The 26,653-nt window shown below is 70.9% G+C and carries 22 protein-coding genes and 1 pseudogene; 8 read left to right on the top strand and 15 right to left on the bottom strand.

The window, feature by feature from the left end:
- Positions 1–70 precede the first annotated feature (70 nt).
- Positions 71–1,078 carry an XRE family transcriptional regulator gene (locus ACZ4Z4_RS02885; protein ID WP_468321227.1) on the top strand — a complete coding sequence of 336 codons (1,008 nt, stop codon included), beginning with the start codon at positions 71–73 and terminating at the stop codon, positions 1,076–1,078.
- On the opposite strand, the gene ACZ4Z4_RS02880 is transcribed toward ACZ4Z4_RS02885, so the two are convergent.
- Positions 1,062–1,850, bottom strand: a complete 789-nt coding sequence (locus tag ACZ4Z4_RS02880) for an NUDIX domain-containing protein (RefSeq protein ID WP_468321225.1) — start codon at positions 1,848–1,850, stop codon at positions 1,062–1,064. The two genes, ACZ4Z4_RS02885 and ACZ4Z4_RS02880, sit on opposite strands and share 17 nt — an antisense overlap.
- A 367-nt stretch (positions 1,851–2,217) precedes the next feature.
- Here ACZ4Z4_RS02880 and ACZ4Z4_RS02875 point away from each other — a divergent pair.
- The 6 genes and pseudogenes from ACZ4Z4_RS02875 to ACZ4Z4_RS02850 form a co-directional block, all read left to right on the top strand.
- Positions 2,218–2,466: pseudogene (locus ACZ4Z4_RS02875) on the top strand (helix-turn-helix domain-containing protein); the annotation flags it as partial.
- 366 nt (positions 2,467–2,832) lie between these two features.
- The gene (locus tag ACZ4Z4_RS02870) at positions 2,833–3,228 is read left to right on the top strand and encodes a hypothetical protein (protein ID WP_468322155.1); all 396 of its coding nucleotides are present in this window, start codon (positions 2,833–2,835) and stop codon (positions 3,226–3,228) included.
- Positions 3,229–3,373: 145 nt separating this feature from the next.
- Entirely contained in the window at positions 3,374–3,619 is a 246-nt protein-coding gene (locus tag ACZ4Z4_RS02865; protein WP_468321223.1) for a hypothetical protein, read from the top strand.
- A 232-nt stretch (positions 3,620–3,851) separates the two neighbouring features.
- On the top strand, positions 3,852–5,516 hold the full coding sequence (gene ettA, locus ACZ4Z4_RS02860; protein ID WP_356573141.1) for an energy-dependent translational throttle protein EttA: 1,665 nt from the start codon (positions 3,852–3,854) through the stop codon (positions 5,514–5,516).
- Between the two features lie 7 nt (positions 5,517–5,523).
- Positions 5,524–5,964: an acyl-CoA thioesterase gene (locus tag ACZ4Z4_RS02855; RefSeq protein ID WP_468321220.1), complete on the top strand. Its 441-nt coding sequence runs from the start codon at positions 5,524–5,526 to the stop codon at positions 5,962–5,964.
- Positions 5,961–6,647 carry a DUF8185 domain-containing protein gene (locus tag ACZ4Z4_RS02850; protein ID WP_468321218.1) on the top strand — a complete coding sequence of 229 codons (687 nt, stop codon included), beginning with the start codon at positions 5,961–5,963 and terminating at the stop codon, positions 6,645–6,647. Before ACZ4Z4_RS02855 ends, ACZ4Z4_RS02850 begins: the two co-directional genes overlap by 4 nt.
- Before the next feature lie 40 nt (positions 6,648–6,687).
- Here the strand turns inward: ACZ4Z4_RS02850 and ACZ4Z4_RS02845 are convergent, their stop codons facing one another.
- A complete protein-coding gene (locus ACZ4Z4_RS02845; RefSeq protein ID WP_362987569.1) occupies positions 6,688–7,101 on the bottom strand; it encodes a globin in 414 nt (137 codons plus the stop codon).
- 94 nt (positions 7,102–7,195) lie between these two features.
- Here ACZ4Z4_RS02845 and ACZ4Z4_RS02840 point away from each other — a divergent pair, with 94 nt between their 5' ends.
- Complete coding sequence (locus ACZ4Z4_RS02840) at positions 7,196–8,155, top strand: methyltransferase domain-containing protein (protein WP_468321216.1); 960 nt, start codon at positions 7,196–7,198, stop codon at positions 8,153–8,155.
- Positions 8,156–8,194: 39 nt separating this feature from the next.
- Here the strand turns inward: ACZ4Z4_RS02840 and ACZ4Z4_RS02835 are convergent, their stop codons facing one another.
- The 13 genes from ACZ4Z4_RS02835 to ACZ4Z4_RS02775 form a co-directional block, all read right to left on the bottom strand.
- Positions 8,195–9,736 carry an FHA domain-containing protein gene (locus ACZ4Z4_RS02835; RefSeq protein ID WP_468321213.1) on the bottom strand — a complete coding sequence of 514 codons (1,542 nt, stop codon included), beginning with the start codon at positions 9,734–9,736 and terminating at the stop codon, positions 8,195–8,197.
- A gap of 97 nt (positions 9,737–9,833) precedes the next feature.
- The gene (locus ACZ4Z4_RS02830; protein WP_468321212.1) at positions 9,834–11,189 is read right to left on the bottom strand and encodes a vWA domain-containing protein; all 1,356 of its coding nucleotides are present in this window, start codon (positions 11,187–11,189) and stop codon (positions 9,834–9,836) included.
- Between the two features lie 90 nt (positions 11,190–11,279).
- Positions 11,280–12,620: a PP2C family protein-serine/threonine phosphatase gene (locus ACZ4Z4_RS02825; protein ID WP_468321210.1), complete on the bottom strand. Its 1,341-nt coding sequence runs from the start codon at positions 12,618–12,620 to the stop codon at positions 11,280–11,282.
- A gap of 2 nt (positions 12,621–12,622) precedes the next feature.
- Positions 12,623–15,160 (bottom strand): serine/threonine-protein kinase, encoded by a 2,538-nt coding sequence (locus ACZ4Z4_RS02820; RefSeq protein WP_468321208.1) that lies wholly within the window; start codon positions 15,158–15,160, stop codon positions 12,623–12,625.
- A complete protein-coding gene (locus ACZ4Z4_RS02815) occupies positions 15,157–16,476 on the bottom strand; it encodes a hypothetical protein (RefSeq protein WP_468321205.1) in 1,320 nt (439 codons plus the stop codon). The genes ACZ4Z4_RS02820 and ACZ4Z4_RS02815 overlap by 4 nt, the downstream gene beginning before the upstream one ends.
- 111 nt (positions 16,477–16,587) lie before the next feature.
- The gene (locus ACZ4Z4_RS02810; protein ID WP_468321203.1) at positions 16,588–17,598 is read right to left on the bottom strand and encodes a glutamate ABC transporter substrate-binding protein; all 1,011 of its coding nucleotides are present in this window, start codon (positions 17,596–17,598) and stop codon (positions 16,588–16,590) included.
- 32 nt (positions 17,599–17,630) lie between these two features.
- Entirely contained in the window at positions 17,631–19,115 is a 1,485-nt protein-coding gene (locus tag ACZ4Z4_RS02805; protein ID WP_468321200.1) for a hypothetical protein, read from the bottom strand.
- Positions 19,116–19,321: 206 nt separating this feature from the next.
- The gene (locus tag ACZ4Z4_RS02800; RefSeq protein ID WP_468321198.1) at positions 19,322–20,317 is read right to left on the bottom strand and encodes an N-acetylglucosamine kinase; all 996 of its coding nucleotides are present in this window, start codon (positions 20,315–20,317) and stop codon (positions 19,322–19,324) included.
- On the bottom strand, positions 20,308–21,573 hold the full coding sequence (locus ACZ4Z4_RS02795; protein WP_468321197.1) for a 6-phospho-beta-glucosidase: 1,266 nt from the start codon (positions 21,571–21,573) through the stop codon (positions 20,308–20,310). The genes ACZ4Z4_RS02800 and ACZ4Z4_RS02795 overlap by 10 nt, the downstream gene beginning before the upstream one ends.
- A gap of 8 nt (positions 21,574–21,581) precedes the next feature.
- Positions 21,582–22,496, bottom strand: a complete 915-nt coding sequence (locus ACZ4Z4_RS02790; protein WP_468321195.1) for a carbohydrate ABC transporter permease — start codon at positions 22,494–22,496, stop codon at positions 21,582–21,584.
- Positions 22,497–22,505: 9 nt separating this feature from the next.
- Entirely contained in the window at positions 22,506–23,441 is a 936-nt protein-coding gene (locus ACZ4Z4_RS02785) for a carbohydrate ABC transporter permease (protein ID WP_468321193.1), read from the bottom strand.
- A gap of 12 nt (positions 23,442–23,453) precedes the next feature.
- A complete protein-coding gene (locus ACZ4Z4_RS02780; protein WP_468321192.1) occupies positions 23,454–24,794 on the bottom strand; it encodes an ABC transporter substrate-binding protein in 1,341 nt (446 codons plus the stop codon).
- A 65-nt stretch (positions 24,795–24,859) separates the two neighbouring features.
- Positions 24,860–26,056 carry an ROK family transcriptional regulator gene (locus tag ACZ4Z4_RS02775; RefSeq protein WP_468321190.1) on the bottom strand — a complete coding sequence of 399 codons (1,197 nt, stop codon included), beginning with the start codon at positions 26,054–26,056 and terminating at the stop codon, positions 24,860–24,862.
- Positions 26,057–26,653: the final 597 nt, after the last annotated feature.

The following is a 26,653-nucleotide window of genomic DNA, read 5'->3' as shown; positions in this document are numbered from 1 at the left end:
ACTGGTTCGGGAGATCGAGCAGTACGCCCGACACCACGTAACCGATGTCGCCTCGACTGCGAGCCTGCGTGTGTACGTATCCGAGTGGGAGAACGGCAAGCGCACCATCTCGGACCGCTACGCGGCGATCCTGCGGCAACTCCTCGGGGTCGTAGACCGGGAATTGCGAGGCGGCCCGGCAGCGCTCGCTCCACCTGTGACCGATGGGTACGACGATCTGCTGAGCCGGATCGACTCGGCTCACAGCGTTGGCGAATCCATGGTGCAGACGTTCAACGACCAGACCGAGCTACTGCGGACCATGGATCGTCAGATGGGCGCTGCTGGCCTCGTGGACCAGATGACAGGGCACCTCGCCGCTCTTGAGGATGCGCTGAACTTTGCAGTGCTCCCGAGTGCTCGCCGACCGGTGGCGCTTGCGCTTGTCGGGGCATCGACGCTTGCCGCCTGGCAGGCGATCGACTCGGGGGCTATCGAACGGGCCTGGAAGCACTACGAGCTCGCCAAGCGGGCAGCGCACGACGCAGAGGCTCCGATGTACCTCGCTCACGCGATGGGAGAGCAGGCGTACGTACTCTGCGAGGCTGGCCGACCTGCCCTGGGTCTGGAGCTGGTCCGGGACGCTCAACGCACCCTGGGGCAAGCAGGATCGCCCCGCCTATGGGCGTGGCTGTACGCCGCTGAGGCAGAGCTGTGCGCCCACGCCGGCATGCCCGATGACTGCCGACGCGCACTTGACGCGGCGATGGCGAGCATCCCGCCCGGTGCTGAGGATCGCGACCCGGACATGGTGAGCATCTTTCTGAACGGCGGCCATTTGGCCCGGTGGAGAGGCAACGTTCTGGGCCTGTTGGGGGACGCCGACGCTGTGAGCAGTCTGTACGGGGCTTTAGAGGTGGTGGACCCGACCTTTGTCCGTGCACAAGCCGGGCTTCACGCTGACCTCGCCCAAGCTCATCTGGCGCGGGCCGAGTACGACGACGCGAACACGCATCTGCGGAAGGCGCGGCTACTGGCGAGCCGCACCGGTTCGGTGCGGCAGCGCCGCCGCGTTGACCGCCTCAGTGAGCGGCTGTGATCCCCTGCTTGCCACGACTCGCAAGGATGTGAAGCAGAGCCACAAGGGTTCCGGAGCCCATCAGTTCACCGCGGGCCATGAGGCCCGGAACGTCGGCCAGGGGCACCCACTCGATGTGGCCAGCCTCTTCGAGGTCCGTCGGATCGCCAACCTTCTCGGCTCCGTGCCCGACGAAAATCTCGTGGGGCGAGTCGACCATCCCGACCATGGGCTGATAGGTGACGACATGTTCCACGGACTTCGGGCGCCAACCCGTTTCTTCCACGACTTCCCGTAGCGCCGTGGCCGCAGGGTCCTCCCCCTCGTCCACGATGCCGCCCGGGAGCTCCCATCCCCACTGCTGTGGGACGAAGCGGTAGCGCCACATCATGAGGACGCGGTCCTGATCGTCCAAGACTGCGGTGACGGCCACGTGGTGAAGCTTCACCACGTGGTGCTCGAAGCGCTCCACGCCGGGCGGCTCCACATCCCAGAGCTGAAGCTTCACCCAGCGGTTGTCGTAGAGATCCCGCTCACCGTGGATGATCCACGGTTCCAGGCCCTCGGGCTTATCGACGCTCACCGCTCCGGGGACTCGGTACGAGCTTCTGCCTCGGACTTCCAAAGCGCCCTCTGCCAGGAGCCGGGCGAGGACTTGCCGCAGGGCCGTCCTGCCGATGCTGAGCTCCTCCGAGAGCGTTCGCTCTGAGGGCATCTTCTCGCCGGGGGCGTACTCGCCTGATGCGAGTCGAGCGCGAATTGTCTCGTAGACCTTGGCCGTCTTCGGTCCCATCCGTGGAGCACTCTCCATTCTGAAGTGGTGCGTACCAGCGTAGCGAGCCGGGGCTCCTTGCGAGCCAAGCCCGTGCAGACCGCCCTCACGCGCCCGGTGCCAACGTCTCCCTGTGGAGTCGGCACGGTCTTCTGGCGAGAGCACTAGCTGTTCGCCAGAACCTGGACACTTCTGGGACGGATTGGCCTTGCGTAGGGCTGTGACATGCGGCGATGTGGGACGGTGCGCCAGTACTCGCTCCAGATAATCCGCATCCGTCCCGGACGAATGATCAAGCCCGGTGGACACGAACCATCGTGCCGGGTCACCCTTCTCGCATTCAAGCAAGCCCTTCTGCGGGAGCACGAAGGTCGATGCTCTTATTCAGATGCTGGGCTGCAATATCGGCGCTAGGGGAGGGGTAATGCGAGGCATGGATCGGCGTATTTCACCTGCCAGATTTGGAAGGCTGCAAAGGTGGCTGCGTGACGAGAAAAGGCGCAGCGGTGTCAGTTATAGCGAGCTTGCAGGGCGCACCTTTATGTCGAAATCGGTGCTCCATCGTGCTACGCAGGGATCGGCTTTACCTAGGCGGGAAGTGTTCGACGCCTTCGTGGCTGGGTGCAATTCAGATCCGGAGGAAGCGAAGGAGCAATGGGGTTGGGCTGAGCTGGTCGCCGGGATTAGACCCGGCAGGGACCTGGGGAGGAAAGGCCCTGAAACGGTTACTACTCATGGAGAGCTTCGTGAGGCGCTGGTGCTGCTCACAGACAAGAGTGGCTACTCTCTACGGCAGCTTGAGGGGCGGGCAAGAAAGCGGGGTGGCAGCTTACGCAGGAGCACTCTCAGCAACGCCTTGCGCGGACACCACAAGTTTGGTCGACGGACAGTGGCCGAGCTTGCCCGAGCGTGCGGAGAGTCGGAGGACGAGGTCGCTTCGTGGGACGAGGCATGGCAACGCGCTGAGAGGGAGCGGCGCGGACGTACAGGACATCTTGGCGCGGTGCGGAGGTTGCCTTCAGAGGCGCGCGACACAATCGATCTCGGGATTGCGGAAATGTTTCGCATCGGAGATAGTCACGGGGTTCCGGCTACGGAGATCGAGGTTTACATCCGTCAATGCGCCGCGAGTGAACGCCGATGGCCGTATCGCACCTACTGGGCGGAGCCGCCTGAGACTTGGGTGCGTGCGATGAATGGAGTTGTCGCACAGTTTCCGAAACGGCTGGATGAAGTGCTGTCTTCATTCTTGGCTGCGGAGCGCAACCGTCCTATAGATGAGGATGTATTGTCCCGCATCGTGCAGGCCGTGGTAGATGCCGTGATCAGCTCTGATTTAGAAGCGGCAGGGAACGAGGCGGGGGATCCGCCTGTTTCGCCCAGGCGTGAAACGATCTAGGTGTAACCGGGTGGGCGCTTGGTGGAGGCGCCCCAGTGGGAAGTAGATCTAATTCTCGAACGCAAGGTGGCGCAGCCGCGAATAGGGCGGCCCCCGCTGGTACGGGAGCCGCCTTGACCCAACCTCAGTCAAAGAAAGGTCAAAAATGACAGTACCTGAAAAGCGGACGACCGCAACCACGCGCTATGCCGAGAACGTGGATCATCGCCCTGATGGCACGTCCGGCCGCTGCAGCAGGCGACGGGTTGTGGTGCTCGGAGGCCTGCTCGGAGTGGCTTTCGCTGTCGCCGCCCTGGTGTACGCCTTCCCTGAGGCTGCGGTGCCGCTCGGCACTGCTCTCGCTTTCATGGCGGTGATCCCACCTCTAGTGCAGTGGCTCGACAAGCGCTAGAGGGCATCCGCCCTGGTCAGCGGAAGGGTGCGGGGCAGCCTCGGGGCCGGTTGTGGGCCGGTAGAGGATGACCGGCGACGGCCATAGATGACCAATGACGACGGATACCGGTCGCGGGCCCAACCGCTCCGCCGCAGGTCAGAGCCCCCGACCATACTGGTTTCCCCCGGGGGGTGGCCGTCAGGCAAGATGGGGTGTATCTGCCCACTCACTGATTGCCGGACGGTTTCTCTTGGCTGAGTACATCTACACCATGCGCAAGACGCGCAAGGCGCACGGCGACAAGGTGATCCTCGACGATGTCACCTTGAGCTTCCTTCCTGGCGCGAAGATCGGTGTCGTGGGCCCCAACGGCGCCGGCAAGTCCACGGTGCTCAAGATCATGGCGGGCATCGAGCAGCCGTCGAACGGCGATGCCTTCCTGTCGCCCGGTTACACCGTCGGCATGCTCCTCCAGGAGCCGCCCCTAGACGAGTCCAAGACCGTCCTGGAGAACGTGCAGGACGGGGCGAAGGAGGTCATGGGCAAGCTCAAGCGCTTCAACGAGGTCGCCGAGCTGATGGCCACCGACTACTCCGACGCGCTGATGGAGGAGATGGGCAAGCTCCAGGAGGACCTGGACCACGCCAACGCGTGGGACCTGGACGCCCAGCTCGAACAGGCCATGGACGCCCTCGGCTGCCCGCCCGGCGACTGGCCCGTGACCAACCTCTCCGGTGGTGAGAAGCGCCGCGTCGCGCTCTGCAAGCTGCTCCTCGAAGCCCCCGACCTGCTGCTCCTCGACGAGCCCACCAACCACCTGGACGCCGAGTCCGTGCAGTGGCTGGAGCAGCACCTCGCGAAGTACCCCGGCACCGTCGTCGCCGTCACCCACGACCGTTACTTCCTCGACAACGTCGCGGGCTGGATCCTGGAGCTCGACCGCGGCCGCGCCATCGGCTACGAGGGCAACTACTCCACGTACCTGGAGACCAAGCAGACCCGTCTCAAGGTCGAGGGCCAGAAGGACGCCAAGCGCGCCAAGCGGCTCAAGGAAGAGCTCGAGTGGGTGCGGTCGAACGCCAAGGGGCGGCAGGCCAAGTCCAAGGCGCGTCTCGCCCGTTACGAGGAGATGGCCGCCGAGGCGGACAAGATGCGGAAGCTGGACTTCGAGGAGATCCAGATCCCGCCGGGCCCGCGCCTGGGCAACATCGTCGTCGAGGTCAACAACCTCTCGAAGGCCTTCGGCGAGAAGGTCCTCATCGACGACCTGTCGTTCACGCTGCCGCGCAACGGCATCGTCGGTGTCATCGGCCCGAACGGCGCGGGCAAGACCACGCTGTTCAAGATGATCCAGGGCCTGGAGGAGCCGGACTCCGGTTCCATCAAGGTCGGCGACACGGTCAAGATCTCCTACGTCGACCAGAGCCGCGCCAACATCGACCCGAAGAAGACGCTCTGGGCGGTCGTCTCGGACGAGCTGGACTACATCAACGTCGGCCAGGTCGAGATGCCGAGCCGCGCGTACGTGTCGGCCTTCGGCTTCAAGGGCCCGGACCAGCAGAAGCCCGCGGGTGTGCTCTCCGGCGGTGAGCGCAACCGTCTGAACCTCGCGCTCACCCTCAAGCAGGGCGGCAACCTGCTCCTCCTCGACGAGCCGACGAACGACCTCGACGTCGAGACCCTGTCCTCCCTGGAGAACGCGCTCCTGGAGTTCCCGGGCGCGGCCGTGGTCGTCTCCCACGACCGCTGGTTCCTCGACCGGGTCGCCACGCACATCCTGGCGTACGAGGGCGACTCGAAGTGGTTCTGGTTCGAGGGCAACTTCGAGGCGTACGAGAAGAACAAGATCGAGCGTCTCGGCCCGGACGCGGCCCGTCCGCACCGCGCCACCTACAAGAAGCTCACGCGAGGCTGAGGCGGCTGTGGCTCGACACATATACCAATGCCCGCTGCGCTGGTCGGACATGGACGCCTTCGGGCACGTCAACAACGTCGTCTTCCTGCGGTACCTGGAGGAGGCGCGCATCGACTTCATGTTCCGGCTTGCGCCCGGTGACGGCTCGCCGTCGTTCTCCGGCGGTTCGGTCGTGGCACGGCACGAGATCGACTACGTACGGCCGCTGGTGCACCGGCACGAGCCGGTCACCGTCGAGTCGTGGGTGACGAAGATCGGTGCCGCGTCGCTGACCATCGCGTACGAGATCAAGGACGCGGACCAGGTGTATGTGCGCGCCTCGACCGTGGTCGTGCCCTTCGACCTGGAGGCGCAGCGGCCGCGGCGGATCACCGCCGAGGAGAGGTCGTTCCTCCAGGTGTACGTCGACGACAGCGCCGACAGCGGCTCGGGGGCGCTTGCCGCATGACCGCGCGGCTCCACTTCGCCGATGCCGGGGAGGCGGCGGACCTCGCCGCCTTCCTGGCCAGGCTGATCCACTACGACAAGGCAGCCGCCGTGCGGTTGCAGGCCGCCGGGGACACGCTCGCCGTGTTCGGGCGGCCGCCGTCGTTCGAGGTGCTCGTCGTCCGGACGGCGCGGCTCGCCAAGCCGCACGAACACGGGATCGACACCGCGCTGGACGTCACCGTCTCGGCCGGCGAGTTCCTCGAGCGCGTCGGTGAGGCGGCGGAGTCCGTGGCGACGGCGGGGGTCGCCGATGTCCCGGAGGCCGTCACCGGGCCGCCGTGGGCGGGCGTGCTGCCGCCGCGCGGCGGCTGGCGGCCGGAGCCGGGGCTGCCGGCTCCGGCCGCGGTGCGGTCCCTGGTCAAGCAGGCCGTGGCCGAATTCCGGTCCCGCGTCGAGGAGTTGCCCGCCGAGCGGCGGGTGCGGACCGAGCTCGACCGGGTCGGGCGGGAGATCTGGTCCCGGCCCGTCGGCGACACGGAACTGCCCGTACGGGCCGCGCACGCGGCGCAGACCCTGGGCTTCCTGCGGGGGGACGCGCTGACGCTGCTGTCGTCCGGGGCGTGGCTGCGGCTGCGTACGGCTTACGGATCCGTCGCCGTGCGCCGGGCGGGTGGGTCGGGGCTCTCCGTCACACCCGCCTAGCCGTGGCGTCGAAGCTGCGGCTTCGGCTTCGGAAAGGTGGTCAGCCCTCGGAGTTGACCATGGACGCCGCCGCGTACGTCAGGTAGTTCCAGAGGGTGCGCTCGTGCTCCTCGGAGAGGCCGAGCTGGTCCACGGCCGCGCGCATGTGCTTCAGCCAGGCGTCGTGCGCGGCCCTGTCGACCGTGAACGGCGCGTGCCGCATGCGCAGCCGGGGGTGGCCGCGGTTGTCGCTGTACGTGCGGGGGCCGCCCCAGTACTGCATCAGGAAGAGCGCCAGGCGCTCCTCGGCCGGGCCCAGGTCCTCCTCCGGGTACATCGGTCGCAGCAGCGGGTCCTCCGCGACCCCCTGGTAGAAGAGGTGCACCAGGCGTCGGAAGGTCTCCTCGCCGCCTACCTGTTCGTAGTAGGTCTGCTCCTGAAGCGTGCCGCGCGGGATCTCGTTCACGCGTTCCATGGTCTCAGACGGGACGGCCGAGTACGGAAGGCTTAGGACCATCGCCTCGGACCATCGCCTCGCATCGGCGGCGACGGCGCAGCACAGTGGACCCATGGAACCCGATCCTGTGCTGCTCGCCGAGGTCCGGACCGCCCTCGTCCGCGAGATAGAGGCGAGCGGGGCCTGGCGGGACGACCCCGGCTGGCGGGAGGCGTTCAGGGCCGTGCCGCGGCACCTATTCGTGCCCTACTACTACCTGGGCGTGGTCGGCGGCTACGAGCGGCTGTGGGGCGAGGACCCCGACGACCGGCGCCGCACCCGCTGGCTGCGCGGCGCCTACGCCGACGCCCCGCTCGCCACCCGGGTGCGCGACGGGGAACTCGTCTCGTCCAGCAGCCAGCCGTCCCTGATGGCGAAGATGCTCGTCGAACTGGACGTACGCGAGGACGACCGCGTCCTGGAGATCGGCGCGGGCACCGGCTACAACGCCGCGCTGCTCGCCCACCGGCTCGGCGACGACCACGTCACGACCGTCGACCTCGACCCGGAGATCACGGAGTCCGCGCGGCGGCACCTGACGGCCGCCGGGTACCACCCCGCCGTGGTGACCGGTGACGGAGCGGCCGGCTGCCCCGAGCGGGCGCCCTACGACCGGATCATCGCCACCTGCACCATGAGCTCGGTGCCCAGGGAGTGGCTCGCCCAGTGCCGCCCCGGCGCCCGCATCCTCGCCCCGCTGGCCACCGGCCTGATCGCGCTGACCGTGCGCGACGCGGAGCACGCCGAGGGGCGCTTCCTGCACACCCCCGCCTACTTCGTGCCGCTGCGCGGCGGCGGCGCGAGGGCTCCGCAGGAGCAGCACATCGGCGGACTGCCGCGCAAGGCGCTACAGAACGAGCTGTTCCGCTTCCTTCTTGAGCTGACCGCGGGCAGCCTCGATCCGCACGAAGCGCTCGCGCTGTGGCAGCGCGAGGGGCGGCCGGTGCGCGAGCGCTTCGGGGTCACGGTCAGTGGGTCGTACGAGTGGGCCTGGCTGGACGACCCCGAAGGGCCGTACGCCTGGCCTCTCTGACGGGGACGGACGTCTCCGGCGGCTCGCCCCGGCCCCGTCTCAGTCCCGGCGGATCGTGATCGTCGTCCAGGCGCCCACGTGCACCTGGTCGCCGTCCTGGAGCGGGACGGGCACGAACGGCTGGATGGGGTCCTCGCCGCCGTTGACCGTGGTGCCGTTCGTCGAGTTCTGGTCGACGACCGCCCAGCTGCCGTCGGGCTGCTGAACCAGGACCGCGTGCTGGTGCGAGACGCCCGGGTCCTCCGGCGGCACCGACAGGTCGATGTCCGGGGTGTCGCCCGTGGAGTGCCGGCGGCGGCCGATGCTGATCTGGTTGCCGGAGAGCGGGCGCTGCTGCTCGGGCGAGTACGCGGGCAGGTTGAGCCCCGAGGCCTCGGGGCCGCTGCGCTGCATCATCGCCATGAAGTACTCGCGGTCGGGACCGATCGTCACCGTCCAGGTGCCGGGCCCCTGCTGGGTCTGCGGAGCCTGCGGCTGCGCGGTGCCCTGCTGGAACGGCTCCTGCTGGGACGGGGCCGGGGACGAGGTGGGTGGCGACAGCACCCAGTCGTCGTCTCCGCCGCCGAACGAGGGGCCGCCGGTGCCGCCCGGGCCCGGCGGGGGGCCCTGCGGGTTGCCCGTCTCCTGCGGGAACGCGGGGGGTGCGGGCGGGCCGGGCTGCTGGAACGCCTGGGGGGCGCCGGGCGCGCCGGGTGCACCGGTGGGTGCCTGACCGGGCTGCCCCGGCTGACCGTGGCCCTGCGGGCCGGGGCCCTGCGGTCCCGGACCGGGCTGGCCCGGGATCGGCTGGCCGTGGCCGCGAGGGCCCGGGCCCTGCTGACCGGGCCCCTGGGGGCCAGGCCCGTGCGGACCGGAATTCCCCGGACCGGGACCCTGCGGACCCGGACCCTGCGGACCGGGCCCGTGCGGGCCGGAATTCTGCGGGCCGGGACCCTGGGGACCCGGGCCCTGGTGACCAGGACCCTGCTGCCCGCCGCCGGGACCGGGACCGGGGCCACCGGGACCACCGGACCCAGGGCCACCAGGGCCCCCGGGACCACCCGGCCCGCTCCCATTGCCGAACGGCGGAATCGGCTCCGCGGGCCGGTTCACCTGCGAGGGACGCGAGCCCTGGTACTCGTACCCGGGCGGCGGCTGCTGCTGGAACCGCTGCGGCGGGTTCGGACCCGGCGGCATGCCGGGGCCGGGGCCCGCGCCCGGACCGCGCCCGGGACCGGCGCCGGGGCCACCGTGCGTGGCCGGCAGCGGCGGGTTCGGCGCGGCGGGCGTGTACGACGTCGCCGTGTTGGTGAGGAAGTTCCAGCGGCACTCCTCGCAGAACGGCGCGTTCGCCTCGCGGGGCGTGCGGCACTGCGGGCAGAGCTGCCCCTCCGGAGCCGGATCGGGCACGGCGGCCAGATGCGGGCGGCCCGGCGCGGGCTGCGGGAAGCCGGGGTCCTGGCCGGGCGGCGGCGGGGGATAGCCGTACCCGGCCGGGGGCGGCGGCGGGGGAGGCGGCGGTACGGCACCGGCCATGCGGTGACCGCAGACCTCGCACCAGTCGTCGGAACCCGACTGGTGTCCGTTCGGGCAGGTCGGCATGTCGGCGCTTCCCCCTCTCCTTCTCCGGCCCGAGGGCCGTACGCACTTACTGCTTCGTCAGGCTTGCTGCGTCCGCACGCTTACTGCGTTCGCAGGGTTACTGCTTCTTCACGCGAACAGTCTTCGTGGACCGTGTCTCGAGTGTCATCTCGTCGGCCTCGGCGACCTTCGCCTTCAATCGAACAGTACCTGCCGCGGCATCCACGACGTCCACCACCTTCGAAAGCAGTTTCGCCGTATCGGCGTTGCCCGAGGCGCTGGCGAGCTGGACGGCGCGGCCCAGTTTCGCCGTCGCCCCGTCGACATCTCCCGATTTGCGGGCGTCCAGTCCCTGCTGGATGACTTGCGCCAGTTCGGCCTGGCCGGTGTAGTGCGCGACCTGCGGGTTCATCGAGGTGGAGGCCGCCATGTCGTCCGTCCACACCGCCCGTACGAGACCCTGCGACAGCGTCTGCGCGCTGCCGTCCCCCTGCGGCACGACCAGCGAGACGCGGGCCGCCAGCATCTCCTGGCCCAGCGCGGCGGCCGGCACCTGCACACAGATGTGGTAGTCGCGGGACTCGTCGCCCCAGGACCCCGTCGGATAGTCCCCGGCGCGCGGTCCCGCCTCCGTGCGACGGTCCGTCAGCTCCTCGACGCGGGGCGCCACTTGCTTGACGAACTTGATCTCCACGCCCATCGGCGTCCACAGCCGCAGGCTGACGTCGGCGACCTCCTTGCCCATCGCCATCTCCATCATCCGCGTGAAGTCGGCGGCGAGCCCGGCCGGGTCGGCGACGATGTCGGCGGTGCCGAGCAGCGCGGAGGCTATCCCTGTGACCTCCTTCACCTCCCAGTCCGTGCCGACGCCGCGCGCGTCGCAGGTGAAGCGGCCCGCGCAGGAGTCGAGCGCGGCCTTGAGGTCGTCCGGCGACTCGTGTTCGTTGCGCCCGTCGGTGAGCAGGATGCCGTGCCGCACCGCGGTCGGGGCGATGTCGGCGGAGGCCAGCAGGCGGTCGGCCAGGCGCAGCCAGGTGCCGATCGCCGTGCCGCCGCCCGCGCTCAGCCTGCGCAGCGCCTGCTTGGCCTGCTCACGGGTCTGCGGCCCCGCCACCGCGAGGCGGCCGCCGCCCGGATAGACCTCCTTGGCGATGTGCGTGCCGCCGATCACCGCGAAGTGCACGCCGTCGCGGAGCGCGTCGATGGCGGCGGCCGTCGCGTCCCGCGCGCCCCGCATCTTCGTCGGCGGGTAGTCCATCGACCCGGAGCAGTCGACCATGATCGCCACGGCGGCGTCCGGGCTCTGCCCCACCGAGTACAGGTGCGGTGCGCGCACCGCCGATCCGATGGTCCCGCCACCGGTCGAGGTGACCGTGGCGATGGCGTTGACCTCCCGGCCGCCCTCCGGCAGGTACTCGTTCTGGTAGACCTCCACCGAGAACTGCGGCACGTTCGGTTTCGAGAAATTGGCCATGGAACTGCTCCCCCTCAGATCCGGAAAACCTCACGCCCTCACGAGCCGGTACGGCCCCCCGCTCGGCTCCGGGTCGCTCCTGCCCTCTGTCTAGGCCGATCCTGCCCCTTGCGGCACGTACGGGAACGGGACGACGGCCACTGTTACGTTGTCGTGGCCACCGCCGTCCAGCGCGTGACCGACCAGCACCTGGGCGCTGTGCAGCGGCCGGTCCGCGGCGTCGGCGGGCACCGCGTCGGCCATTTCCTCGACGGCTTCCGCGTAGTTCCACAGCCCGTCCGTGCACACCACCACTACACCCGCACGGTCCGGCTTGAAGGAAGCGGTGTGCGGCTCCAGTTCGTACGCGTCGGCGCCGAGCCAGCCCGTGATGGCGTGCGCGCGCTCGTCGGCGTACGCCTCGGCCTCGTTCATCAGCCCCGCGGCCACCATCTGCGCGGCCCACGAGTCGTCCTCGGTCAGGCGGACGGTGGGGCCGCTGCGGTCGTCCGGCACCCAGTAGGCGCGGCTGTCGCCGACCCAGCCGACGACGAGCAGGCCGCCGGCGACGACCGCGCCGACCAGCGTGCAGGCCGGCGCGTTCTGGTGGGGGCTGTGCTCGCGGGCCGTGGCGGGCTCGGCGGCGAGCGCGTTGACGGCGTCGGCCGCGGCGAGGATCGCCTCGTGCATCGCCTGCTGCGGATGGGTGCCGCGCGGCAGCGCCGTCAGCAGCGACTCGTTGGCGGCGCGGGACGCGGCGAGCGAGGCGTCGTCCGGGCGGGTCGCCGAGGAGACGCCGTCGCAGACGATCGCGACGACGGCGGGGGAGCCGTCGGCCAGCGCGGCGGCGGAGATCGCGAAGGCGTCCTCGTTGCGGTGGTGGCGCAGGCCGCGGTCGCTGACCGCGGCGACCGCTTCGAGCTCCTGCTCCATGTGGTCGCGCTCGCGCGGCTGGGCGTGCCCGCAGTTCTCGCAGTAGCCGTCCGGGTCGACCCGCCCCGAGCGGCAGGCCACGCAGAGCTTGGTGCCGGCGGCGGGCGTGGGGTCGGGCGTGTCCGTACGAGGGTCGGTGGCGGCCGCGGTGTCTGCGGCGGCGGGGCCGGGGGCGGGCAGCGGGTACTCGTCCGGCTCGCTCACTGCCTCGGGGTGCTCCGGGGCCGCGGCCCCGGCGGCGGTGGGCAGTTCGCCGCCCGCCGAGTCCGTGCCGCGCAGCTCCGTCGCGAGGTGGGTCGGCACCGGCGTGTCCGAGCTGTCGACCTCCGGCGCGACGGGCCACTCCGACGGGTCCCCGGCCGGGACGGAGGTCCCGAGCCGCGCGGATCCGTTGGGGGAGACGTCCGGCCGCGGTGGCACCGCCGACAGGTCGAACCCGCACGCACCGCAATACAGGTCACCCGACTCCAGCGGCTCCTCACAGCTGGGGCAGGCAGACAGCTGGGGCATCTGCGACATACTCACACCCACGTCCGGGGGCGGAAACGGTTGGCCCGTTCCACCAGTTCGATCCTCTCATCGCCACCCTGTGCGAGCCGGGCCAGCGTCCGGTACGAACGCTCCAGACCGAACCGGAGTCCGCGCTCGTCCAGGTCGCTGCCGAGCAGTACGGCCCGCGCCCCGGCGGTGGCCGGCGGTGCGGAGACGTGACCAGAGTGCCTACCGGAGAGTACCCAGTCGAGCGCCGTCCCCAGAACCTCGGTCGAGAGCCGCTCCCTGCGCACCGCGTCGAGACCGAACCCGGCGAGCGCCTCGATCTGGCCCGCGGCCGCCGTCAGGTCGTCCAGGAGGGCGACGTACGAGGTGGCCGCCGCCGGGTCCGGCGCCACCCGCTGCCGCAGCCGCGCCCGCACCGCCGCGACCCGGGCCGCGGTGTAGTGGATCGACGACTCCGGCACCGACTCCAGGGTGCGCACGGCACCGGTCCTGTCGTCGGCGGCGAGCTGCACCCGGGCCAGGCCGAACGCGGCGCTGACATAGCTGGGGTCGGTCGTCCACACCAGGCGGTAGTACTCCGCGGCGTTGTCCAGCTGGCCGAGGACCTCCGCGCAGACGCCGAGCGCCAGCTTCGGCGCGGGCTCGCCGGGGAACGCGTCGTAGACCGCGTCGAAGGAGAGCGCCGCGCTCTCGAAGTCGCCGGTCGCCAGGGCCGCGACGCCCCGGTACCAGACCACCCGCCAGTCGTCCGGGTGCTGGAGCTCCAGCTCGGCGAGTGCCTGGGCGGCGGGCGCCAGTTCACCCATCGCGAGCCGGGCGCGCAGCCCGCGCAGCCGCAGCTCCAGGGAGTCGGCGGGCGCCGCGCCGAGCGCGGTGATCAGCTCGGCGGGCGCGGACGCGATGAGGCCGGCGAGGAAGCCGGCGTTCGGGTCGTTCGGGTCGACGAGGGGGACCGGCAGCGCGAGGGCCGTCGCGGCGGCGTCGATGGCCCGCACGATCTGCGTGGCACCGGCGCCCTCCGGCAGGGCCTTGCCGCTGTCCGGGCCGCTGGATTCGGCGCGGGCCCCCAGCCGGGACACCTCCCCGCTCAGCTCCGCGAACAGCTCCGTGTCAGGGACCTTCACCTCGGGGCCGAACAGCGTGGAGAGCGCGGGGCGCGGCAGCCCCGTCTGAAGTGCCACGACCTCCCGCAGGACGCCCGTCAGCTGCTCGGCCATCTCCTGCGCGGAGGCGAAGCGACGGGCCGGATCCGGGTCGGTGGCGCGGACCAGGAGGCGGTAGAAGGACTCGTACTTCCGGAAGACCTCGATGTGGTCGGGGTCGGGCAGGGAGTCCACGAATACGTTCGTATAGCCCTGGAAGTCGAAGGTCAGGACCGCGAGCGTACGCGCGACCGTGTAGAGGTCGGAGGCGACCGAGGGCCCCACCTCGGCGACTTCGGGCGCCTGGTAGCCGACCGTGCCGTAGATCGCGGACTCGTCGTCGTCCATCCTGCGGACCGCGCCCATGTCGATGACCTTGAGCTGGCCCTCGGTCTGGATGGCGTTGTCGACCTTGAAGTCGCAGTACAGGAGGTTGCGGCTGTGCAGGTGGCCGAGGGCTTCGAGGGCCTCGATGCCGTACGCGCAGGCCTGCTCGACCGGCAGCGGGTCGCGCCTGCCGTCCGGGGTGCGGCGGCCGTTGGCGATCTCCTTGAGGGACTTGCCGCCGACGTACTCCATGACGATGTAGCCGTCCATGGAGCCGGTGCGCTGGTCGAGGTGCTCGACGAAGTTGTAGATGCGGACGATGTTGGAGTGCTCGATCTCGGCGAGGAAGCGGCGCTCGGAGATCGCCGCGGCCATCGCGTCCTGGTCGCCCGTGTCGAGGAGGCCCTTGAGGACCACCCAGCGGTCGGACACCGCGCGGTCGACGGCGAGATAGACCCAGCCGAGGCCGCCGTGCGCCAGGCAGCCGACGACCTCGTACTGGCCGTGCACGATGTCGCCGGTGTTCAGCTTCGGCACGAACGAGTAGGGGTGGCCGCACTTGGTGCAGAAACCCTCCGTGCGGCCGGGCCGCTCGCCGCGCGCGCGACCCACCGGCGCCCCGCAGTCGGAGCGGGAGCAGAATCGCTTCCGCTCGGGCACCTCGGGATTCTTCTGCACCGCCTCGCGCGGGTCGGGACGCGGCACGTCGGGCACGGTGACCAGGCCGACGCCGAGCCGCCCGCGGGCCGAGGACGAGGCCGCCGAGCCGGAGCTGCGCACCGACACCGAACGGGACGTCGAACCGCCCGACAGGGAACGCGAGAGCCGCCCCGACACCGATCTGCGCGAGGACTGCGAGCGGGACGAGCGCGAGGACGACCTGGAGGACGACCGCGAGGACGAGCGGGCGCTGGAACTTCCGCTGCCCCGCGACCCCTTGCCGCCCGCCGTGATGCCCGTCGGCGTCGATCCGACCATGCCGTTCGGCGCGACGACCGGGGCGAGCCCGCAGGTGTCGCAGTACAGCTCACCGCCGCCGAAGTCGTCGTAGCTGCCGGTGCATGTGGGGCGCTGACACTGACGCTGGCTCACGATTCCCCCGTCCGGTCGGTGGGCCCGCCCTGCTGCGGGACCCTCGGCGCGAGCACTTCGGCGGCGGCCTGCTGATAGCGGAGGACCGCCTGCTCCGCCACGCGCAGGTCGCAGGGCGCGCTCCACAGCATCCGGCGCGCCGCGTCGTACCGCTCGATGAGCAGCGGGTCCTCGGCGTGGCCGTGCCGGGCGACCTTCGCCTTGTACGCGTCGAGCCGGCCGCGCAGCTCGGCGCGGACCGCGAGCGGCGCCGTGACGGCGCCCAGCGACTCGCGGGCCCGCAGCAGCTCGTCCTCGGCCTTCTGCTCCAGGGACTCCAGGAGCGGGGAGAGGCGGTGCCACTGGCCGTGCCTGCGATACTCGGCGGCGGTGGCCAGCTGCTCCTGAAGGGCGGTCGGCGGGCCGCTGACGGCGGGCACCTCGGAGGCGGCGATCTTCGCGAGGACCTCCCCGCGCGCGGAGCGTGCCTCGGCGAGGGTGCGGTCCGCGCGGGAGAGCACGTCGCGCAGCTTGCCGAGGCGGGCCTCCGCGTCCTGGCGGACGGTGAGCACCGCGTCGATCTCGCGGCGCACCTCCTCCAGCGCGCGTGCCTCGCGGTCGTAGCGGTCGGTGGCGGGGCGGCCGCCGCCGGGTGCCGAACTGCCCTGCGCGGGCTGCCAGAAGGCGAGCGGGTCGGAGACCACCTGCTCGCGCAGCGCGGTCAGGGTCCGCGTGATCCGCTCCAGGTCGTCGCCCGAGGGGTGCTCCCCGGGCCGTACTCCGACGGAGTGGGCGAGCTGGCGGGTGCGGGACAGCTCGGCGGCCAGCAGGTCGATGCGGGCGGGCAGCGCGGACCACACGGCGTCGGCGGCGACGACCATGTCGAGGGAGTGCGCGTACAGGTCGTTCATCCGGGTCACGAGCTCTTCGAGCGTGAAGCGCTCGGTGAGCCTGGCGGGGCCGGTGAGCGACGAGGACGCGCCCGACGAGGTGCCGCCCGCGACGGTCACGGACTCGCCGCGCAGCAGTTCGGTCAGCTCGGCGAGGTCGTCCCTGCTGGGCCAGCGTCTGCGCTCACGCACCTCGTGTGCCGTGCGCAGGGCGCCCGCGTACGCGTCGAAGTAGGCCCAGAGCAGTGTGATCCGGGTCTCCGTGGCCGCCCAGCGCTCCTCGGTGACGCCGGTGAGCCGGGCGCCTTCGAGGAGGCGGCGGCCCGCGTGGTCCTGGAGGGCGAGCAGCGAGGTCTCGATCGCCTCGTGCTCGGCGTCGAGCCGCGCCAGCGCACGGTCCACCTCGTCCCGGTCCATCACCGGACCGGGGGGTCCCGTGACGCTCATCGATCACCTCTCCGCTGTGCGGTGCCGTGACTCTTGAGTCGTGGACGCTTCAGTCGTGGACTCTTCAGTCGTGAACTCTTCAGTGGTACCAGGTCGGTTGTCGGCTCCGGGTCAGTCCCGGTACTCGGGGTCCGGCGGGCCCGGCGACTTGCCGAGGCCGCCCTTGAGCCACTTGTCGTAGGACTGCTCCCAACCGTGCTCCGTGTCCTTGCGGTAGTCGTCGAGGACCTTGTTGACCCGGCGGACCAGGTCGTCCGAGCCCTTCTTCATCGCCACGCCGTAGTGCTCGGTGGTGAACGGCTCCTCGCCCTTGAGTTCGACCGTCGGGTCCTGCGCGGCCTGGCCCGCGGCGAGCGCGCTGTCGGTCACCACCGCGTCCACCTCGCCCAGTTGGAGCCGGACCAGGCAGTCGAGCTGATTCGGCACCGTGGTGGAGATGTCGGCACCGAAGCTCTTCTTCTTGAGCTCCTCCTCGGCGATGGAGCCGGAGGCGGTGCAGATCTTCTTGCCGGCGAGCGAGGAGTTGTAGCCGGTGATGTCCTTGCGCTTCCTCGGGGCGAGGACCTGCTGGCCCGTCTCGAAGTACCCGGTGGAGAAGTCGACGTCCTCGAGGCGCTCGCAGTTGACGGTCATCGTGCGGACGACCATGTCGACCTGGCCGCTCTGGATCGCCTCGATGCGCTGGTTGGTCGGTATGGCCCGGAAGACGATGGCGTCGCGGTCGCCGAAGATCTCCTCGGCGATCTCCCGCGCGAGGTCGATGTCGAAGCCTTCGAGTGTGCCGCCCGGCGCGTTCGGGTCGCGGTAGCCCCAGCGGTAGCTGTTCTGGTCGACGCCGACGACGAGCTTCTTGATCTCGCGGTTCTTGATCCTGTCGATCGTCGGGCCGTCCTTGGCCGAGGGGCGCAGGCTGCGGTCGTTGCAGTCGTCGGCGTCCGCCCGCGCGGGCGCGGCCACGGTGGTGCCGGGGCCTTCGCGGTCCGCGCCGCCGGTGCCGCGGTCCGGTAGGGCCAGGACGAGCGACCCCGCCAGGGCGCAGGCGAGGCCCATCGCGCCCACGCCGCCCCAGCCGCGCAGCCTGGCCGTGCCGCGCGGCCGCACCGTGTCCGGTCGTGTCCGCATCGTCTGCGCGCCCCCTTCCACCTCTGGCTCCATCACCGGTACTCCGAAAGCCTGCGGCCGATGCCGAGCACGGCGCCCGTCGCGGCGAGGACCGCGAGGACGGCGGCGCCGACCGCGAGGCCGCTCATGGCGCCCCTGCCGTCCTGTGCCGCCCGCTGGAACTCGCGCTGCTCGTGCGCCAGGGCCCGGTCGAGGGCCGCGTCCACGTTGTCGAAGCACTCGCCGGTCGGTTCGTCGGACTTGGCGCCGATGACCTTGTCGAGGGCTCCCTGGTAGTCGCCGGAGTCGTCGCTGGAGCGGGCCACCTTGTGGCGGTCCTTCCAGACGCCCACGTTCTTCGCGGCCTCGGCGACCGGGTTCCCGCCCTCCGAGTCGTCGGCGAGCTCGGCCGCCCTGCCGAGCAGCCCGCTGTCGGCGCCGCCCAGCTGCTTCATCTGCGCGCGGTAGGCGACGTCGAACTTGTCCTCCGCCTCGCCGCGCACCTCGGTCGTCTCGGCGCCCCGGCTGACCAGGGTGAGGTTCTCGTTGCCCCGGGCCTTCAGGGAGCTGATGCGGGCGTCGTTGAGCACGTTCAGGGAGCGGACTCCGTCGTCGTACGACTCGTTGAGCCCGGAGCGTGCGACGGTGTGGCCGACGACGAGCCAGAGCAGCACCACGGTGGCGGCCGCCGTCGCGGCGAGCAGGCCGTGGTTGAACACGCGGTTCGTCCGCCGGTAGTTGCGGTGCTGGGCCCAGCCGAGCGCGGCGAGCGCGAGGACGCCGAGGGCGATGGCGAACCAGGGGTACGGCTTGGCGTTGCCGTAGTCGGAGCTGAGGCGTGCGTTCTCCGCCTTGTAGAGCTTCTCGGCGGCCGGGAGCATCTGCGTCTGCATCTTGTCGTTCGCGTACCGCAGATAGGCGCCGCCGAGCGGGAGGCCCTGGCGGTTGTTGGCGCGGGCGCGCTCGATCAGGCCCGTGTACTCCGGCAGGAGCTTGTTCAGCTTGCCCACGGAGGCCGCGGACGACGAGTCCGAGCCCGCGTTCGACGCGGCGGTCGCGAGCTTCTCGGAGGCGCGCTTGATGTCGCGCTCGTACCGCGCCCGGACGGCGGCGGGCTCCTGGCCGCCGGCGAGGAAGCCGCTGGACGCCGCGGTGTTGGCGTCCGCCAGCGAGCGGTAGATGGCGGCGGCGTCGGCGCTCAGCGGCTGGCTGCGGTGCAGCACGTCGTCCGCGGCGGCCGAGCGCTCCGTCATCTGCCAGGTGGTGACCGCCCCGAACGCGACGACGAGCAGGGCCAGCACGGCACCGATGATGCGCAGCTTGCCGGGCTCCGTGGTCGCGGCGGCGCGCAGCCGGTCGACGCCCTCGGACCAGGCCGTGCGGCGCGGCGGGGCGGGCGGCGCGGCCGGGGAGCCCGGGGTCTGGGGCGGCACGGCGGGCATCGTCGGCGCGGGTTGCACCGGAGCCTGCGCGGGCACGGCCGGCGCCTGTCCGGGCGGACCCGGCGGCAGCGCGCCGCCGGTCGGCGGATGTGTCACCTTGCCTCGACCTCCCCCTCGGTCATCGGACGCTGGTCTCCGCCCGGCACGCGCGGAGCGGGAAGAAGTGCACGGCCGCAAGTATCGCCGCAGGGACCGACATCCGCACAGGCCTTGACTGGATCTTGTGCGTATCCCTGCTTCTGAACACGAGATCGGGGGGTGTTCGGTTCCCGCCCGCGCGCACGGCGCGGGCGGGAAGCACGTCAGGCGACGCGCGCGCCGTCCTCGTAATGGCCCCGCACGCGCGCGTACACCTCGCCCGGCGCCGCGACGTGGTCGAGGCCGAGGAGCGCCGCGCCGAGCACGGGCCGTGCGACGACCACCTGTGGCACCGCCTTGGGCGCCCGTTCGGCGAGCAACGCCCGCACCCCGTCGTCCAGTTGAGGGTGGCGCGCGGCGAGAACGCTGCCGCCGAGCAGTACCGGCGCCTCCTCGTCGAGCAGCCCGAGCCGTTCCAGGGCCACGGTCGCCATGGCCACGACCTCGTCGGCCATCCGGTCCACCAGCGACCGCGCCACGGCGTCGCCCGCAGCCGCGGTGGCGAACAGGACCGGCGTCAGCTCGTGCCGGCGCACCGGCGTGACGCGGCCCAGGTGCAGCGCCTCGATCAGCGCGTACATGGAGGCCAGGCCGAAGTGCGCGGGCAGCGTCTCGCGCAGCGCGGTCGCCGGGCCGCGGCCGTCCTCGGCGCGCGCGGCGTGCCACAGCGCCTCCTCGGCGAGGCCGCCGCCCCCGCCCCAGTCGCCGGAGATGCGGCCGATGGCGGGGAAGCGGGCGGTGCGCCCGTCCGGCAGCATGCCGACGCAGTTGATGCCCGCGCCGCACACCACGGCGACACCGCGCGGCTCGGCGTCCTCCAGGAGCCCGGCGCGCAGCACGGCGAAGGTGTCGTTGCGCACGTCGACCGAAGGACCCCACGCGCGCCGCCGCAGCGCGTCCGCCAACTCCCGCTCCTCGACGGGCAGATCGGCGTTGGCGAGACACGCGGACACATGCCCCACCGAGTCGACGCCGGCCTCGGCGAACGCCCGCGCCACCGCCTCCGCGAGCACGTCCACGGCGGTCTCGACGCCGACGCGCGGCGGCTGGAACCCGCCGCCGCGGGCCGCGCCGACGATGCGCCCGTCGGCCGCGACCACCGCGACGTCGGTCTTGCTGTTGCCCGCGTCGATCGCGAGCACGCTCGCGCCTACGCCCACGCCAGGTGCTCCCGGTTGTGCGCGATCAGGCTGTCGGTGAGCTGCTCGGCGTACGCGTACTGGCCGACGAGCGGATGGGCGAGCAGCGCCTTGAAGACGCGCTCGCGGCCGCCGTGCAGCGCGGCGCGCAGCGCGAGGTCCTCGTACGCGGTGACGTGCGCGACGAGCCCCGCGTACAGCGGGTCGAGCTCCGGCACGGGGAGCGGCTTGGCGCCCGTGCCGTCCACCGCGGCCTGCACCTCGATGACCGCGTCGTCCGGCAGGAACGGCAGCGTGCCGTTGTTGACGGTGTTGACCACCTGGTAGGGGCTGCCGCCGTTGCCGAGCAGCGAGGCCGCGAGGTCCACGGCGGCCTCCGAGTAGAAGGCCCCGCCCCGCTTGGCGAGCAGCTCCGGCTTCTCGTCGAGCGCCGGGTCGCCGTACATGTCCAGCAACTGCTTCTCCATGGCGGCCACTTCGGCGGCGCGCGACGGCTTGGTCCGCAGCTCGTCGACGACGGTGTCGTGCTGGTAGTAGTAGCGCAGGTAGTACGAGGGGACGACGCCCAGCCGGTCGACGATCGCGCGCGGCATGCGCAGGTCCTCGGCGACCGCGTCCCCGTGCTCGGCGAGCAGCTTGGGCAGGACGTCCTCGCCGCCGGGACCCCCGAGACGTACACCCGTCTCCCACGTCAGGTGGTTGAGGCCCACATGGTCGAGGTGCACCTCGCCGGGCGCGACGTCGAGCAGCCTGGCGAACTTGCGCTGGAAGCCGATCGCCACGTTGCACAGACCGACGGCCTTGTGCCCGGCCTGGAGCAGCGCCCGCGTCACGATGCCCACGGGGTTGGTGAAGTCGATGATCCAGGCGTCCGGGTTGGTGCGCCGTACGCGCTCGGCGATGTCCAGGACGACCGGGACGGTGCGCAGGGCCTTCGCCAGGCCGCCCGCGCCGGTCGTCTCCTGGCCGACGCAGCCGCACTCCAGCGGCCAGGTCTCGTCCTGCTGACGGGCCGCCTGCCCGCCGACGCGCAGCTGGAGCAGGACCGCGTCGGCGTCCGCGACGCCCGCGTCCACGTCGGACGTGGTGACGATGCGGCCGGGGTGCCCCTGCTTGGCGAAGATGCGCCGCGCGAGGCCGCCCACCAGCTCCAGGCGGTCGGCCGCCGGGTCCACGAGGACGAGCTCCTCGATCGGCAGGGTGTCCCTCAACCGCGCGAATCCGTCGATGAGTTCGGGTGTGTAGGTCGACCCTCCGCCGACCACTGCGAGCTTCATATCGGTTCTCAGCCCTTTACTCCGGTGAGGGTGACGCCTTCGACGAAGGCCTTTTGTGCGAAGAAGAAGATGAGGATGACGGGCGCCATGACGAGCAGCGTCGCCGCCATCGTCATGTTCCAGTTGACGCTGTGGGCGCTCTTGAACGACTCCAGGCCGTAGCTCAGCGTCCACGCGCCGGGGTTCTGCGCCGCGTAGATCTGCGGGCCGAAGTAGTCGTTCCAGCAGTAGAAGAACTGGAAGAGGGCGATGGCGGCGATGCCGGGCTTGGCCATCGGCACGACGATCTTCACCATGGTGCGGAACTCCCCGCACCCGTCGACCTTCGCCGACTCGATGTACTCCTTCGGGATGGTGAGGAGGAACTGCCGAAGCAGGAAGATCGAGTACGCGTCACCGAACGCCATCGGAATGATCAGCGGCCACAAGGTGCCCGACAGATGGAACTGCTGCGCCCACACCAAGTACATCGGAATCACGATGACCTGCGGCGGGAGCATCATCGTCGAGATGACGAGCAGCATCGCGGTGCGCCGGCCGCGGAAGCGGAACTTGGCGAGCGCGTACGCCACGGGGATGGCCGAGCAGACCGTGAAGAGGGTGCCGAGACCCGCGTACATGAGCGAGTTGCGCCACCAGTCGAGGAAGCCCGGCGTCTCGAACACGGCCTTGTAGTTCGACCAGTGCCAGGAGTCGGGCCACAGCTCGCCGCTCATCGCCTGCGCGTCGCTCATCACCGACGTCAGGAAGACGAACACGAACGGCAGGATGAACAGCAGCGCGACGGCTATGGCGACGCTGTGCACGGCGATCCAGTGCAGGATGCGCTTGCGGCGGGCGCGGGCGGCGGCGGGTCCCCGGTGCGGAGCACTCCGTTCGGGCGTCGACGCCGACGCGGGCGCGCTGAGAGTCGTGGAAGTCATCGAAAGTCCTCAGTCCTCCGCCGCGAGCAGCCCGGAGCGCTTGCGCATCAGGAGCATGGTCACGGCCATGGCGATGGCGAAGAGCACGAGCGAGAGCACGCACGCGGCACCGGTGTTGAAGTTCTGGAAGCCCATTTGGTAGACGAGCTGGGGCACCGTGAGGGTCGAGTGGTCGGGGTATCCCGGCTGGATGACCGACCCGGGCCCGATGTTGACGCCGGAGGCGACCTTCCCCGCGACCAGGGCCTGCGTGTAGTACTGCATGGTCTGGACGACGCCCGTGACCACGGCGAACATCACGATCGGCGTGATGGCGGGCCAGGTGACGTAGCGGAATGTGGCGAACGCGCCCGCGCCGTCCAGCTCGGCCGCCTCGTACTGCTCCTTCGGTACGTCGAGCAGCGCGGCCATGAAGATCACCATCAGGTCGCCGATGCCCCACAGGGAGAGCAGGACCAGTGAGGGTTTGGCGGTGTCCGGGTCGTTGAACCAGTTGGGCCCGGAGATGCCCATGGAGCCGAGGATCTCGTTGACCGGCCCCGAGCCCGGGTTGAGCAGGAAGACGAAGGCGACGGTGGCGGCCACCGGCGGCGCGAGGTACGGGATGTAGAAGGCGGTGCGGAAGAACCCCGCCCCCGTCTTGATCTTCGTGACCAGCAGCCCGAGCGAGAGCCCGAAGACCACCCGCACCGCCACCATGACCACGACGAGCCAGAGGGTGTTCCACAGGGCCGGGCCGAACAGCGGCATCTGCTGGAACACGTACGTCCAGTTCTTGAGGCCCACGAAGGTGGGCTCCTTGATCTGGTTGTAGTGCATGAACGAGAAGTAGACGGTGGCGATCAGCGGATACGCGAAGAAGACGCTGAAGCCGACCAGCCAGGGGGAGAGGAACCCGAGCGTGCGCAGTCGGCGGCGCGCGGGGTTGGACAGGGTCATGGCCATGGGTCGGAGTCCTCAGCTCTTCGACTGGAGGGTGTCGGCGTCGATCTGCTCGTCGAGCTTCTTCAGCCCCTTGCGCAGGTCACCGACGCGCCCGGCCTCCACGGAGTACGAGAAGTCCCCCAGGGAGACGACGTAGGCGCCGCCGTTGACGGAGGGCGGCAGGGCCTTGCTGTGCTTGTTCGACAGGATGTCGAAGAAGGCCCGGAAGGTCGGGTCGGCGTCCAGGTCGGGCGACTTGAGCGCCGCGTACGTGGAGGGCACGTTGTGGATGGCGTTCGCGAAGCTCACGACCTGCTTCGTGTCGGCGGTCAGGAACCGCACCAGCTCCCATGCGGCGTTCTGGTACTTGCTGCTGTGCGCGATGCCGGCGACGGTGCCGGTGATGAAGCCCCGCCCGTACGTGTCGGCCTGGTCGTCGGGGACGGGCAGCGGCGCCACGCCCCAGTTGAACTTCGCCTTCGCCTCGTTCAGCATCAGGCCGCGCCACTCGCCGTCCAGGAGCATGGCGACCTTCCCGGTGAGGAAGGCGTTCTGACTGGACATCTCGTCACCGAATGTGAGCCGGAACTTCTCCAGGTTCTTGAACCCGCCCTGAGCCTCGGCGAGCTGCCGCGCGGTCTTGAAGAAGTCGTACGCCGCGGGCTCGTCGGCGAGGCGTGACTTGCCCGCCGCGTCGAAGTACCGCGGCCCCCACTGCGCGAAGAGCCGGTCGGGGCTGTTCTGGTAGAAGCGGAAGCTGGGCATGAACCCGACGCGCTTGTACGAGTCCTTGCCGCCGCGGACGGTCAGCTTCTCGGCGACCTTCTTGAACTCGGACATGGTGCGGGGCGGCCGCTCGATGCCGGCTTCGGCGTAGGCGTCCTTGTTGTAGTACATCCCGAAGGCGTCCGCGAGCAGCGGCAGGGCGCACTGGTTGCCGCGGTAGCTGGTGTAGTCGAGCAGCGTCTTGGGGAACGTCTTGTGCTTGTCGAGCCCGGTCTTCCTCATGAACGGGTCGAGGTTCACCCACATCCCGGAGTCGCAGTACTGGCCCACGTTGTTGGTGGTGAACGAGGACACGACGTCCGGGGCCTTGTCGCCGCCCGCGCGCAGGGCCTGGTTGACGGTCTCGTCGGAGACGTTCCCGGTGGCCTTCACGTCGATGTTCGGGTGCAGCTTCTCGAACCGGTCGATGCTGTCGTTGATGGCCTTGACCTCGCCGGGCGTGGCCCAGCCGTGCCAGAACTTCAGGGTGACCGGCTTGGTCGGGTCGTCGTTCGCGCTGCCGACGCTCGGGTTGGCGCAGCCGGAGAGCAACAGGCCGGCTGCGGCGAGCGCCGCGGACGCGCAGGTGGGCATGCGCCATCGCGGCATGGCGGACTTCCTTTGCGGGGGAGGGGAGGTGGGCGGTTCGGGGCTTGCCCTGGGCGGGGAGGGTCTCAGGCCGTGTCGAACACCTGGTCACGGGCTTGGGTGAGGGCCGAGCGCAGGGCGCCGGTGAGGATCGGGTCGCCGTCGAGTTCGCTGATGCGGATCTGCGGGCGGGGCAGCGCGAGCCCGGTCAGCTCCTCCTCGACCCTGGCGCGCAGCTTGTCGCCGCCGGCCTGGGAGACGGAGCCGGAGAGCACGACGAGTTCGGGGTCCACGACGGCGACGACGGCGGCGATGCCGGTGGCGATGCGGCGGGCGACCTCGGCGAGTGCGGCGTCGTCGGCCATGACCTCCGCGAGGGTGGCGCCGCCGCCGGTGAGCTCGCGCACGACGTACGCGGAGACCAGGCTCTCGAACCCTCCGTCCCCACCTCCGTCGTCCTGCGCGCTTCTCCGCACCAGCGGGGCACCCGGCAGTGGCATGTACCCGATCTCGCCCGCGCCGCCGGTCGCGCCGCGCAGCAAGGTGCCGCCGAGCACGATGGCGGCGCCGACGCCCTCGTCGAGCCAGGTCAGCACGTAGTTGTCGTAGTCCTGGGCGGCGCCCTCGTACTGCTCGGCGACGGCGGCGAGGTTCACGTCGTTCTCGATGTCGACGGGCGTGCCGAGGACGGCCGCGAGGTCGTCGCGCAGCGTCCGCGAGTGCCAGCCCGGCAGGTGCGGGGCGTAGCGCAGCTGGCCGGTCTGCGGGTCGATGGCACCCGGGGTGCCGATGACGGCGGCCCGCAGGTCCTCGTGGCCGAGCCCCGCCTGCCGCAGGGCGCCGTCGACGGCCTCGGTGACGAGCTGGGCGGTGCGGTGGCGCACGTCCACGGCGACGGCTTCGGCCTCCACGCGCTCCCTGCCGAGCACGGTGCCGGTGATGTCGGCGACGAGGGCGGTGATGCCGTTCGGGTCGGCGGAGAGCGCGGCGACGTGGCCGGCGCGGGGGTCGATCTCGTACAGCAGGGCGTTGGGGCCGGGGCGTCCACTGAGGCTGCCGGTGGTGTGCACGAGGCCGGCGGCTTCGAGCCGGCCCAGGAGCTGGGAGGTGGTGGGCTTCGAGAGCCCGGTCAGCTCGCCGATGCGGGTACGGGTGAGGGGGCCGTGCGCGACGAGGAGGTCGAGGACGGCGCGGTCGTTCATGGCGCGCAGGACGCGTGGGGTACCCGGGGTGCCCGGGGTGCCCGGAGTACCCGGTGAGCCCGGGGTGCTGCCGGCTGCCATGACGCCCACCTGCCTCTCGCCGCTAACTGTTAGGAAACTTTCCAATTCGTGAGGACCGTACGGCTGGCGTGAATGGGGCGTCAATAGAGGGCACGGCCGCGGCAACCAAGTCGTTACCTGGCGACTCCGGTGGACCTGCGCCTTCGATCGTCACCGGGGCCGCCCGGTTTTTGCGGAGTGTGGCGCCTCCGGGCCGGCAGTAAAGGGCGCTCCCTGCGGTCGCGTCGGCTCCGCCGATTCCGCTCCGCTCCACCCTTGACTGCCGTCCCTCCACCGCACGTTGACTTTGCTCCGGACGGCCAGGGGTGGGGCGACGGGACTCGCGGGCTGGGCCATCCCCTTTCATCGCCGGGTGCGGCCCGGCCCAACGTAAGCCGACGCCACCGTCGTGGTGGCCGCCCCCGGCTACGCCGCTCGGGCCATCCGCTTGCGCTGCCGGGTGCGGACCGGCCCAACGTGAGCTGCCCGGTGTGGTTGTCGCGTCGTCGGGCATGCGGGGACCGCCCCCCTCCTCCTCCCCCCGGCACCTACTTCGGCAAAGTTGTGAATGGAGAGTCCGCGCGCCCCCTTGCCACGCCCCGCGCGCCGTCCCGCATG

Source organism: Streptomyces sp. NPDC030245, from assembly GCF_055572995.1.
Note: the sequence above shows the minus strand (reverse complement) of the source record. Positions and strands in the feature narration are given on the sequence as shown.

Excerpts from the sequence above, each read along its gene's own strand:
- ACZ4Z4_RS02815 (WP_468321205.1), bottom strand. The coding sequence starts at position 16,476 with ATGAGCGTCACGGGACCCCCCGGTCCGGTGATGGACCGGGACGAGGTG.
- ACZ4Z4_RS02780 (WP_468321192.1), bottom strand. The coding sequence starts at position 24,794 with ATGCCGCGATGGCGCATGCCCACCTGCGCGTCCGCGGCGCTCGCCGCA.
- ACZ4Z4_RS02790 (WP_468321195.1), bottom strand. The coding sequence starts at position 22,496 with ATGACTTCCACGACTCTCAGCGCGCCCGCGTCGGCGTCGACGCCCGAA.
- ACZ4Z4_RS02810 (WP_468321203.1), bottom strand. The coding sequence starts at position 17,598 with ATGCGGACACGACCGGACACGGTGCGGCCGCGCGGCACGGCCAGGCTG.
- ACZ4Z4_RS02865 (WP_468321223.1), top strand. The coding sequence starts at position 3,374 with ATGACAGTACCTGAAAAGCGGACGACCGCAACCACGCGCTATGCCGAG.
- ACZ4Z4_RS02845 (WP_362987569.1), bottom strand. The coding sequence starts at position 7,101 with ATGGAACGCGTGAACGAGATCCCGCGCGGCACGCTTCAGGAGCAGACC.
- ACZ4Z4_RS02775 (WP_468321190.1), bottom strand. The coding sequence starts at position 26,056 with ATGGCAGCCGGCAGCACCCCGGGCTCACCGGGTACTCCGGGCACCCCG.
- ACZ4Z4_RS02850 (WP_468321218.1), top strand. The coding sequence starts at position 5,961 with ATGACCGCGCGGCTCCACTTCGCCGATGCCGGGGAGGCGGCGGACCTC.
- ACZ4Z4_RS02785 (WP_468321193.1), bottom strand. The coding sequence starts at position 23,441 with ATGGCCATGACCCTGTCCAACCCCGCGCGCCGCCGACTGCGCACGCTC.
- ACZ4Z4_RS02880 (WP_468321225.1), bottom strand. The coding sequence starts at position 1,850 with ATGGGACCGAAGACGGCCAAGGTCTACGAGACAATTCGCGCTCGACTC.
- ACZ4Z4_RS02830 (WP_468321212.1), bottom strand. The coding sequence starts at position 11,189 with ATGGCCAATTTCTCGAAACCGAACGTGCCGCAGTTCTCGGTGGAGGTC.
- ACZ4Z4_RS02825 (WP_468321210.1), bottom strand. The coding sequence starts at position 12,620 with ATGTCGCAGATGCCCCAGCTGTCTGCCTGCCCCAGCTGTGAGGAGCCG.
- ACZ4Z4_RS02835 (WP_468321213.1), bottom strand. The coding sequence starts at position 9,736 with ATGCCGACCTGCCCGAACGGACACCAGTCGGGTTCCGACGACTGGTGC.
- ACZ4Z4_RS02840 (WP_468321216.1), top strand. The coding sequence starts at position 7,196 with ATGGAACCCGATCCTGTGCTGCTCGCCGAGGTCCGGACCGCCCTCGTC.
- ACZ4Z4_RS02795 (WP_468321197.1), bottom strand. The coding sequence starts at position 21,573 with ATGAAGCTCGCAGTGGTCGGCGGAGGGTCGACCTACACACCCGAACTC.